Raw genomic sequence first — 11685 nt, forward strand, 5'->3', positions numbered from 1 at the left:
TCACTTGTGTCAAGCGCATAAGATCAAAGAATGATGGCTCAGAGTGCAATTTTTGTAGATGCAAGTTTCCTGCTGGCAATTGGTGGACACCGTGCGGCAGGCACAACTCTACGGTCTGCAATTACTGTCAACTATGAGTCCTTGATTCAAGGAATTCTTGACACGGCCAAAGAAAACTGTGGGTTAGAGAATCTGCGGATGTATTGGTATGACGCTGCCAAGGATGCAATCTTTACCGATCAGCACAAGCGCATTGGGTTACTCCCCGGTGTAAAGGTGCGTCTGGGCCGAATTTCGTATAACGGTGAGCAAAAAGGTGTAGATCTAAAGCTTGCTCTCGATCTTGTGGGCGTAGCTCGTAATAGGGCAGCATCAGTCGCATTTTTGATGTCTGGTGATGACGATTTGGCAGAGGCCGTTGAAGAGGCCCAAGACCTTGGCATGAAGGTGGTGCTTATTGGCATTGAGAAGCCAGATCACCGCCTTGGAGTTGCTTCGGTTGCCGAACACCTAGCATTACGTGTAGATAGCATTATTGCGCTCCCTGAAGAGCTTGTGGCTTCTTCCTTCGTCAAGGCCGTTACTTGGGATGCCGAGCACGCTGCCCACGCTGCAGCTATTGCTGGAGCGGGTGTGCAGCCTACGCAGCAGATCGGCGCCGAAACAGCAGAACAAGCAGATCCTGCACCTAAGCCAAGCACCATCCCGGCGATTCCTACTCCCGCAATGATGTCGGCAAAACCTAAACCCACGGTTGTTCCTCAATTAGTTGTTAATGACTACCAACTCATTTACAGCTCAACGCAACAGAACTCGGGATTCTCTGGGGAGCCTTCAAATGATCTTGCTGCGATTGAAACCGCATCCGAGGTGGGTTCTTCCGTTGCCAAGAACTGGCATGCAAGTACCACCCAAACGGAGCTCAAAGTGTTGCTCGCCGATAGGCCGCTCTTACCGGCCGAAATTGATCGAGTGCTCCTCAAAGATTGCGCTCAGCGCATTGGTGAGTGGAAGACAGATATCAAGGATGTGCGTAGGGCACTGCGTGTGGCCTTTTGGGAACAGATCGATCAGCTCACATAATGGCGTAAATGGCGGGTTTGGTATCGACATACGGTAGATTTTTAGGGTGACTTCTGAGCAGACTCCCTTTTATATCACCACGGCCATCTCCTACCCGAACGGCGTTCCCCACATTGGGCATGCCTATGAGGTAATAGCTACCGACGCCATGGCGCGCTTTAAACGCCTCGATGGATACGACGTATTCTTCATGACCGGTACAGATGAGCACGGTCAAAAGATGCTGCAGACGGCAGAAAAGCAGGGGATCACCCCGCGCGAGCTGGCACAGAAGAACTCTGATGCCTTCCAAGCAATGAATGATGAGCTTGGGATCAGCTACGATCGCTTCATCCGCACCACAGATGCAGATCACTATGCAGCCGCCCAGGCCATCTGGAAGCGCATGGAAGATAACGGTGACATCTACCTGGATAAGTACGCCGGCTGGTACTCTGTGCGTGATGAAGCCTTCCACGCTGAGGAAGACACTGAAGTCCGTGAAGATGGCGTCCGTTACTCCAAAGAAACCGATACAGAAGTTGTCTGGACAGAAGAGGAATCCTACTTCTTCCGTCTCTCGAACTACCAGGACAAGCTGCTTGAGCTCTACAAGTCACAGCCAGACTTCGGTGCACCGCAAACTCGCTTCAATGAAGTAATTCGCTTTGTAGAGCGCGGTCTTGAAGACTTATCGGTTTCCCGCACCACTTTTGACTGGGGAGTACCAGTACCGGGCAACAAGGACCACGTCATGTATGTCTGGGTTGACGCCCTGACAAACTACCTAACCGGTGCGGGTTTCCCTGATACCGAATCTGAAACTTTCAAGAAGTATTGGCCAGCAAATGTCCATGTGATTGGCAAGGATATCTCGCGTTTCCACGCCATTTACTGGCCTGCGTTCCTAATGTCTGCAAAGTTGCCGCTACCTAAGCGCATCATGATCCATGGCTTCCTTCACAACAACGGTGTGAAGATGTCCAAGTCCCTTGGAAACGTAGTAGCACCTGCCGATTTCGTTGAGCAGTACGGAATCGATCAGGTCCGCTACTTCTTCCTGCGCGAAGTTCCGTTTGGTGCTGATGGAAGTTACAGCCATGACACCATCGTGAGCCGCATGAATTCAGATCTTGCCAACAACTTAGGTAACTTGGCACAGCGTTCACTGTCAATGGTTGCAAAGAACTGCGGGGGAGTAGTACCGACTTCTGGCGAGTTCACCGAGGCGGATCAGCAGATCTTGGATGAGGCCGGCAATCTGCTCAAAATCTGCCGTGACGCCTTCTCGCGTCAGGAGTTCAGTAAGGCTCTGGAAGCAATCTGGACCGTCTTAGGAGACACCAACGCGTACTTTGCTGACCAAGCTCCGTGGGTGTTGCGCAAAACGGATATCGCTCGAATGGAAACGGTATTGTACGTGACGCTCGAGGTGCTGCGGAGAGTCGCGCTGCTGGTACAGCCCGTAATGCCGATGGCCGCGGCTTCACTTCTTGAAGTCCTCGGTCAGGATGAGGGGGCAGGACGCCAATTCGGTTCGTTCGAAATTCCACTTGTAGAAGGTGCAACGTTGCCGGCACCGTCTCCAATTTTCCCGAAGTTTGTGGACCTTTCGGAATCTCTTTAGCACTTTTAGTAACCAGACGAGTTAATCATGGACACGTTCACCTTTAAAGACCAAACAATCCACTATGAACACCGGAAGGGCACTTCGGATCGCCGGCATTTGATTGTGGTTTTCTCTGGGTTTCGACCTCGAGGTACTTTTGATTTACACGGAGAGTCATCTCGAAACATCAAATGTGACATCTTGTGGATTGAAGACTGGTTTGAAAAGAACCACGCATACTACATAACGACTGGTGGCGATCTGGAAGTTGCCGAAGCCGTAAACGCACTTATCGAAGAAACCCGTCGTAAAGCTCAACTTGAAAAGAACGAGTGTACGATGCTTGGATTCTCCAAGGGTGGAACGGGAGCTCTGTATCAAGCGCTTGCATATGAATATGGAAACGTAATTGCCGTTGCACCAAGAATGAATTTTGCTTCAGCGAATCGGCAGCGAAACTTAGATGTATTTGAAAACATAACGTCGCTGGGTACAGATGAAGAAGTAGAGAGACTGGATCGGATCTTACCGAATTTACTAGAGGAAAAATCTTCCTCAAGCATAAATATTTATTTATTTAGCTCGCAATCTGACTATCAATATGCGACAGAAATTGAACCATATATATCTACTTATGAACAATATGGCAATTTTAACTACGTACAGCTAAACAGCCCCTTTGTTACCGATCACATTGACGTTAGTCGGTACAGCGTTCCGATGGTACTTTCGATCTTGACTGCGTTGGCTGAACGCGCCAAGCTGAGATTTGGTCGTATTGAAAGTGGCGATTTCGCCCGAGCCCAGGAAGGCCTTGGAGCGCCGAGTATCGATAAGGTCGCTTTGAGAAATGAAAGTATTTTTTCACTTGATTCAGCCTCCATTGCGAATGGAAAACTCTATCCCAACGGCGTTGCCTTTATTAAAGGTAATCAGGCACTAACTTACGGGAGCATCCAGCGCTGGCTTATATTGAGATCTAAAGAGAATACGAAACGATTTGCGCTTGGAAGCCTAAACGATCGAGGCTTATCCAGCAAGTATTTTGAAAATGAATTCTGCGACTATTCTAAGGCCCGATTTGCCTCAATGCGGCAAGCAGGGATCGATTTGGCAGAAATTCCAGATGACGTATACGAAATCGGTGTCGCCTTAAAACACGCGGGCCAAAGTTTGACTCAAATGTCCGTGGAATTGATTGGACAAGAGTCGTATGGAATTTCAGGCGATTCTATCGTTGAGGTGAAGAAGACTGTAACGTCCACAATTTTGGTGAAGCGTCCTTTGATCTCTGAAACAATTCATGACCCACTTTTTTCGCTGGTAAGTACGTGGTCGACTGAAGGCCGAATTCATGTGGAAGGAATCTATGCCATAGCTGGACAGCCGACACCAGAGTGGTCCGATATACAGTACTTCTTAGTACTTAGAAAAGCTGGCTCTAAGAATATCCGGTTTACGGGATTGCTTGCCAAGGATCATAAACCAGAGATCAATAATCTCGTTTCGGATAAATACGCGGATTATTCGAAAAGTTATTACACGACACCTAAGTACTTAGGCATACCGCTTCAAGGTATCGGTAAAGGTTCATATGAAATGTTCATCACTCGCAGGACAGTAGGCGGAGTGTTTACGTGGAAAATTGAAGATTTATTAGTTATCGATTAATTCTTCTCACAACGAACTAGCTCTATGATTGTGCTTGGTGCCTTTTAAATTAATTTTGGTACCCAGTATTACGGAACTAGGGATGCTCTTTTGACAAAATTTATCTGTGGTCTGTGGTCTGTGGTCTGCGAGAAGTGAAAAAGAATGCCGCTGATGTGTCTTGAAGAATCGGGTGTGAAGAAAACCTCCATTCAAATTGCAGGGCAGATACCACCCCGTTTACGACTAACCACACGTTTGGTGAGCACAATCTTTGAAGACTGTATCAGTGTGACTAGCACCATCACCGGCATCGCCAAAGCCAACTTGATCGCCTGCCCAAATGTGCTGCGCAAGAACTACGCGAAGTGTACAAGACGCCTCAAAGAAATCCTTGAATCGGGTCTACAGCTGATCGTCAATTTCCGGCAAGTAACACCTGACTCGTGCCACTGTTTGAGTTGAGGTTTTTCAATGATCGGTTGACTCGAGCTTTTTGGTTTTGGTCGGTGCGTTTGTGGTTACTAACAATTCATTGCTGGGTATGCTGTTGGCATGGGTTCACGATTCGTGCGCAAGGTTCGCACCGCTTCTGGCGCGGTTGCGGTGCAGATCGTTGAGAAATCAGGACGGCAGGTCGTTGCCGTTGAACACGTGGGTTCCGCTCACTCGGATACCGATTTAGCATTGTTGTTGGCTGCCGCTCAGGAGCGATTGATGCCTGGGCAAGGAACGTTTGACTTGGGGTTTGTGGAGCGGGTCCCGGTTTCACTCGCTGATGTTGCCGATTGGACTGAGCAGCATGTGATTCCTATTCCTGAGAAAACCAAGATTATTGGCCGACCGGCACGTAGCGTTTCCGCCGAAGGTAAGGTCTTAGCTTCTCCCGCGGCAGAGTTGTGGGATGTGTTGGTCGGTGCGTATTCCCGTCTTGGCTTTGATGTCCTGGACGATGAGGGTTTTCGAGCGATGGTCTTGGCCCGGTTGATTGAGCCCACGTCCAAGGCCGAAAGTATCCGGGTCTTGGATGATATCGCGGCGCCTCATCCTGCCTTGCGGACATTGTTTCGGAGTCTGAAACGCAGCCAGGAACACGATTATCGAGACCTATTGGCCAAGGCCATGGTCGGATATCGCACCAAAACCACTGGGTTGGCCGCGATGATCATGAGACGAGCCCACCCTTCACTTCCAGTCCAAGGAAGAAGACAAGATCCGTCGGGTCGGGGAGAGCCAAAGAGCACCGGGTGGATCCACAAATCCAGGTCGGGCTCTTGGTAGATCCAGCCGGATTCCCACTAGAACTGCATATGTTTCGAAGGGAACAAGGCCGAAACGACCACGATCCTTCCAGTCCTTACTGCATTCCAAGAACGGCACGGGATTACCGACATGGTCGTAGTTGCCGATGCCGGGATGCTCTCGGCTGGCAACCTGCAAGCCATCGAAGATGCCGGTTTTAAGTTCATTGTTGGATCCAGGCTCTCGAAGGCCCCGTACGATCTGCAGGAACATTTTGATACCAAGGGCAACAAGTTCAGTAACGGACAGATCCTTGAATCCGCAAGGGTCACGGGCACCGGAAAGAACGCTCGTGAACGTCGGGTCGTTTATCACTGGTCGTTTAAACGGTTCCGACGCGATAACCAAAACATCAACCATATGGAACGCCGAGCGATGGATATCGCCGAAGGCAAGATCCCGGTCCGCAAGGCACGCTTCCTGAGCGTGACCGGGTCGAAAACCTCGGTCGCTAAAAGTACCCTCGAACGAGCCCGACAGCTCGCCGGTCTGAAAGGGTACGTCACCAATATTTCTCAAGATGCCATGTCAGGGAACGAAATCATTGGTTCTTATCATGATCTGTGACAGGTGGAAGCGTCCTTCCGCATGACCAAACATGACCTTCAGGCTCGACCTATTTGGCACCGACAAGAAGATGCCATCAATGCGCACCTCACCGTCGTTTTTGCATCCTTGGTGATCGGTCGGCACCTGCAAGAGCTTTCCGGGATGAGCCTCAAGAAGCTCATCACTACGCTCAAGGCCATCAAGTCCGCCAAAATCCTGATCAACGGCGAAGAGGTCCTCATCCCTGCTGAGATCCCGGAAGGCTTCAAACCCACATTGCAAACCCTGAAAAGTGGTTACTAAGGCACTTGGCACGAGTCAGGAGTAACACGTGCGAAATCTGCTGAGAACCACCAGCAGTGAATCCTTCCCCACCAGCTGAGACAAGATTCAAAGTTCGGTGAAAGCCTCCGGAATAGACGATGCCAGATTCAAGCTACGCACGTGCTCTTCACGGTGAAAGGAACTCGCAACCTATCGCCCTACACAGCGTCAGCTATGGGGCTCTCAGGCTTTGAGCGTGGTGTCATCAAATAAGTAAGGCCACAGCCCCATGGATGTTCCCTGAACTCAAAAGAGCGTTTATTTAGTTCTCAGAAATCTTGATAACCATGAACGGTAAGGTCGTAAACCGATTAATTGTAATCATATCATTTCAATTCGGTAAATTTTATCAGTGTTGTATGCGGCAGGAGGGCAATCAGCTCACTATGTGTTCGTGAATAGTATGAGGGTTCATAATGCACATTTGCAGGGCCCCATGGATGATCCTTCGCACTCAGAATGTTTGTTTGATCAATTTTTAAGTTAGAGCATGAAAAAATTTCTAAAAATATCTTATCCAAAGTTTCCCAAAATTGATTAAAAGATATCTGATTTGAAAACTTTTTGAATTCGTATTGATCATAGTAGCCCTTCACGCCACGCGCAGAATTCACGATAATAGTAGTATTTGGTAGATATTTCTCTGCAAAAATTTTGAAATTAATTGTCGCTTGTCTGAATAGCGACAGAAATGCTTCGGGCGCAGATTGCCGGGAGTATCTCGAATTCTTGGCTAAAGATGGATAATGATTCGACGTGCCAAGTTTCCAGGCGTTGTCGGTGATGTAGGAGTTTCCCATCTGAATGCAACCGAACCTGGCATCGGAATAGAAATCAAGCATGATCACATCCGGCTGTTCTGCACGGAGTTCCGAGAGATAGGATTTATCGAAGTCTCGCTCGGTAGCAATTCTGCTATGCTCATCCATTCCACCAAGGTCTACTTGGGCCCTCGAGACAGGTTCAGCCAAGAGAGAGACCAGTGACATTTGATATTGTCCACCGTGGAAGGCATACCTAGATTTCCAGCCGGGCGAAAGCTTGCTGTTGAACAAGTCCCTCGTCACACACGACCCAATAACACCAACTGTGAGCTGATTCTTGTCGGTTGTGAAAGATTCCTGGACTTCAATTTCTAAGTTGAGGTCTTTAGTAACGACTAAATTTTTTGTGACAGCACTAATGGAGAGCTTATAATTCCCACGGCGCAGCCCATCAAGGTCTATTCCTTCGTATTTGGAGGTTGCGAAGTATGATTTGGAATAATCATTCCATTGATCATTAATAATACTCCCGGCATTGGATCTATTTGCATTCGGCAAGGGAATTATTATTGGGGACTCAAGCTGAGTCGAACTATTTAATATGAGATGATAGGAAATATCCCGCCATCCCGGTGTCGGCTGACCCGGGATAATGAAGTAACCCTGGACGTGCAGCATAGAATCCTTCGCCCAACATTTCTCGAGGGAAAGGTAAGAGCCGTAATCTGCCCTATTGAGCAGACTTCGTTTGGATAGCTGGGCGCCAGCTTCGTTAACGCTTATCTCATAAACGGATGTACCACAGATCGTTCTTTGGTAGGTAGAACGATGCGCTTTAACTGCAGCTTCGAATTCTTGTCCTGAATGTTTGGAATGAACAAGAATATCGTAAGTACCGTACGCTATATCTGATAGATCGATGCCTTCGTTGCCAAGTGTGGTGAAGCTTGCAAAGTTGTAATCGCATGGTTCGTTTTCGAAATACGAATCAGAAAGACTTGCGTCCTTAGCAGTTCCAAGCTTGGCCGAAATAGTTTCGCTTGTTCCGTTTAGCATTAATCTGCTAGTGACTTCACCATGTTTATGCGCAGGGAAACCCTTCGCGAAGGAATGGCCTTCAATGTGGAATCGGTCCCGAACCATTCTTGGTGTTTTGGTTGCAAAAACATGTTCTTTACGAATTCTTACCGATTCTAAATTTGGTTGGATCTTACTTGAGCCGAAATTGTTGACACCATTGCGCACAGAGCCAAAACGTGGAGCAGCACCTTCTGCTAAAGCATAGAATATCGAGAGTATGAGGGGAACGTTGTACCAAGTTACCCGATCATGTTGCCGGACTAAGGGGCTGTCAGTTTCAATGTAATTGAAGTTGTGATATTTTTCGAACAGGTGTAGGTGCGGCAGCACCTCAGTCTTAAACTGATCATCCGCAGGTGAAGTGAACAGGTAGATATTCTTTGAGAGCTGTCGATCAGATTCTAAGGTCGAGGGAAGAAGCTCATCTAATTGCGAGATTCGTTCTGAGTGCGCTTCAAGCATGCTGTCAAGGACAGCCGGCATGTTCTGTGAAAGATACGAGCCGATCTTGAACTGCGGAACGGTCGAAAGTATGTTGTTGAATCCGTATTTCGCACCGTAATACAGTGCGGCACTGCCACCCTTGGAAAATCCAGCCAGTGTAACGTGAATTTTCTCCAACCCCATGGACTCCATTTTGGAAGCGATCAAAGAGTAAACTGTGTCGGTTAAATCTTGATTCTTCGAGTATAGATAGTACGAGAAGTCATCGTTAAAATAGTCTTGAATCCAAAGGATGGCCCCGCGAAGTCCTTGGATCGCAGCTCCATCAAAATCATATGTTTGCTTCTTACGGAAACCCGAAAAGATAACAGTCAAATGTTTTCGATCTTGTTTTGCTTTACGGAATTTATATGTGATCGGAATGCCATTAGACGTAAATATTTTCTCGTTCACGTATCTATTCCACATCTTTCGGTTTCTATAATGCAAACATTCTGAGTATCAGCAATACGGATATGCATGTTTGTCCCGGCATGGATTTCGTGCCGAACAGTTCATTTTACCTACCCTGTGGTGGAAGACTGGACACGTTTGTTGTGTGTAGCTCCAGATTCCAATTAGCTGGTGAAGTCTAGCTATTCCACTTGTAAGGGATGTTTCAGAAGTTAGGCAAGCTGATTCATTTCAGTGGATTTTGAGCGTATTTTGTAGAATTGGCTCATCGGTGTCTCCACAATCGATAGTTCGACCCAGGCAGCTTCTTCGATTTCTTTGTTAGACGTAAGGGCAGCAAGACGTGCGATAGATGTCAGAAGATAAACGTCTGCATGCTTCAACTCAGAAGTCGATTGGAAATCGTAAAGCGGAAGTGCAAACTCGAGAGCACGGGAATATTCACTAAAAATCTCTGTGTTGCGCATCAGTTCTATGCGCAATGACTTTTCGAGCTTTTTGCTGATCGACGGCCGTGATAGAAGCAGAGTCTTTTCTGCACTTGTAATGAGCTCCATCGCGCTATCGTTCTTCTGGCGCATGTTAGCGGTGGAACGAAGCTGAGCGATTCGCAGCCTGCATTCAGTTTCTGCTGAAACTGGAGAGTGTTTCACTAACAAAGATTCGGCGGACTCCACACATTCGCGATCGCGCCCAAGAGTATATAGTGCATCGATTTCTCGCAACGTGAGGTCCGCAAGGAGCTCGTTATTCGAGAATCCGGCATTTACCAAAACATTACGCTGCTTTCGCAGGCGCTTGACTGCTGTCTTGGGATCGACGATTTCCAATAGTCTACAAAGAGTGTAGTTTGCTGCTACATACTCAAAGCTCGCCGCTGTGTATTTCCGTTCGACATCGAGCACCCAGAGTTTCATTGATTCAGGGTTGGAATCTGAAATGTTGGTGGAACTTAACATCTTGCTGGCCTGGCCGAGAATCAAACTACTCTGCGCGAGAACCAAATCCGAGAAGACTACGTACCGTTCCTCTGAGGTAAGAGACGTCGGAAGCTCTTCGCTGTTCACGTCCCTGCTGAGGTTGAAGCGATGGTACCAATTTGTCAGAACCTGCATTTCCGAGCTTCGCTTGTCGGAAAGATCTTGAGAAGTAAGATGGTCCGCAAGTAACTCGAGACTTGACTTCACCAAGCCCATTCTTCCCTCATACAAACCTCGCCTGATCATTGAGTTCAAGTGCTGTTCAACGGTGGTGTGGCATGTGTCATGACTCAAGGCCGATTCTTTGCCGTGCTCGTCAGGCTTGTAGATCTCTTGAAGAGTATGTAGCGACAACGAAACAGATTTGTGAAGCTCATCATCGATTCTGAGCGGATCCGTAGTTGCGAATTGGGATTTTGCAAACTTCATAATGTTTGCGACGGACCACGTCGAGAGTCCCTGGAGAAAGGTGATTGCCCGCAATGGTGTCCAAATGGGCGAACTAGCGACGGCAGTCGGAAGCTTCTGGTAAAAGTTACTGAGTGCCGCAACCAAGTCTTCAAAGTTCTCGTGTTCAGCGAAAAGTCTGGGATCGATAATGTCAGCGGTAGCTATTGACCAAAAATTGATTAGCTGCCGTATGTCTTCAGCGACAAGGGACTCAGCACCACTTGGAAAGCTAACCAATTCTAAAGCTAGAATGTGCGCTAGGAGAACTTTGTCAGAAACAAGGCTCATGTTTTCTGCCAAAGTCATTGCCTCCTCAAACAGCTGCGTTGAGGAGGAATGTCCACGCCAAGACGAAATTACCCGTAGGAGCTCTGAATGGTAGTGCTTGCCTTCAATAAGGTCAGAAATTTTTGATGCTACGAAGAGATTGCTTGAGTCAGATTGATTTGACGCCTCGGGCGCCGTTTCATTAGCTAAATGCGATGGCTCCGTTAACCACGATTGCGTGCCCGAATATATAGCCAACGTGAGTAATTCTTCACCATCAATGTCAGTGGTATAATCTGCTTGTTTTGCGAATTCTTTACACCAATGAAGGTACTTTTCAACTTCGCCGTATTGACCAAGACGGTTCGTGAGTCGAAGTAGCTTCAAATTTAGTGTCAATAAATACGGTGTTGAGCCAAGATCAATAGACCGTGAGAGGCTATCTAAGCGGTCCATGGCTTCCTGGTACTGCCCATCCTGGACCAAAGCATCTGCCGCAATAAGCCATGCGCGCAGAGCCTCATCCGATGTGACGCCAAGACGCCGAGTGCTCGAACGTGCTTCTGTAACTAGGTGGTGCTCATTGCGATCAACAGCATTCATTGGCATGTATCTAGGTGTTCCCTGCTCTGGCTTTGGTTTCATCCAAGTATAGAATGAATTCGCGAGTCCTGACACTTCGCAGACGATGAAGACACTTTCTATGGGTCATTTCCTGCTCTTGATCGGTTAGCGAACGGACTGAAACGAC

General features: G+C 47.9%; 8 protein-coding genes. 6 read left to right on the forward strand and 2 right to left on the reverse strand.

The features are described 5' to 3' along the window. Positions 1-30: 30 nt before the first annotated feature. The 6 genes from CQ018_RS11975 (at position 31) to CQ018_RS12005 (ending at position 6475) form a co-directional block, all read left to right on the forward strand. Positions 31-1083 (forward strand): NYN domain-containing protein, encoded by a 1053-nt coding sequence (locus tag CQ018_RS11975; RefSeq protein WP_105550239.1) that lies wholly within the window; start codon positions 31-33, stop codon positions 1081-1083. 46 nt (positions 1084-1129) lie between these two features. Next, positions 1130-2689, forward strand: coding sequence for a methionine--tRNA ligase (gene metG / locus CQ018_RS11980; protein ID WP_105550240.1), 1560 nt, complete (start codon positions 1130-1132; stop codon positions 2687-2689). A 27-nt stretch (positions 2690-2716) separates the two neighbouring features. Further along, positions 2717-4342 (forward strand): hypothetical protein, encoded by a 1626-nt coding sequence (locus tag CQ018_RS11985; RefSeq protein WP_105550241.1) that lies wholly within the window; start codon positions 2717-2719, stop codon positions 4340-4342. A 534-nt stretch (positions 4343-4876) separates the two neighbouring features. After that, positions 4877-5602: a hypothetical protein gene (locus CQ018_RS11995; RefSeq protein ID WP_105550243.1), complete on the forward strand. Its 726-nt coding sequence runs from the start codon at positions 4877-4879 to the stop codon at positions 5600-5602. A 27-nt stretch (positions 5603-5629) separates the two neighbouring features. After that, positions 5630-6190 (forward strand): transposase, encoded by a 561-nt coding sequence (locus CQ018_RS12000; protein ID WP_105550402.1) that lies wholly within the window; start codon positions 5630-5632, stop codon positions 6188-6190. Positions 6191-6211: 21 nt separating this feature from the next. Beyond that, entirely contained in the window at positions 6212-6475 is a 264-nt protein-coding gene (locus CQ018_RS12005; protein WP_105550244.1) for a hypothetical protein, read from the forward strand. Positions 6476-6822: 347 nt separating this feature from the next. On the opposite strand, the gene CQ018_RS12010 is transcribed toward CQ018_RS12005, so the two are convergent. Both CQ018_RS12010 and CQ018_RS12015 read right to left on the reverse strand, forming a co-directional pair. Continuing rightward, on the reverse strand, positions 6823-9237 hold the full coding sequence (locus CQ018_RS12010) for an accessory Sec system protein Asp2 (protein ID WP_181149863.1): 2415 nt from the start codon (positions 9235-9237) through the stop codon (positions 6823-6825). Positions 9238-9449: 212 nt separating this feature from the next. Continuing rightward, positions 9450-11543 (reverse strand): hypothetical protein, encoded by a 2094-nt coding sequence (locus tag CQ018_RS12015; RefSeq protein WP_105550246.1) that lies wholly within the window; start codon positions 11541-11543, stop codon positions 9450-9452. Positions 11544-11685 lie beyond the last annotated feature (142 nt).

Source organism: Arthrobacter sp. MYb227 (genome assembly GCF_002975435.1).
In the GTDB taxonomy this organism is placed as follows: Bacteria; Actinomycetota; Actinomycetes; order Actinomycetales; family Micrococcaceae; genus Paeniglutamicibacter.

Excerpts from the sequence above, each read along its gene's own strand:
- CQ018_RS11975 (WP_105550239.1), top strand. The coding sequence starts at position 31 with ATGATGGCTCAGAGTGCAATTTTTGTAGATGCAAGTTTCCTGCTGGCA.
- CQ018_RS11985 (WP_105550241.1), top strand. The coding sequence starts at position 2,717 with ATGGACACGTTCACCTTTAAAGACCAAACAATCCACTATGAACACCGG.
- CQ018_RS11995 (WP_105550243.1), top strand. The coding sequence starts at position 4,877 with ATGGGTTCACGATTCGTGCGCAAGGTTCGCACCGCTTCTGGCGCGGTT.
- CQ018_RS12005 (WP_105550244.1), top strand. The coding sequence starts at position 6,212 with ATGACCAAACATGACCTTCAGGCTCGACCTATTTGGCACCGACAAGAA.
- CQ018_RS12015 (WP_105550246.1), bottom strand. The coding sequence starts at position 11,543 with ATGCCAATGAATGCTGTTGATCGCAATGAGCACCACCTAGTTACAGAA.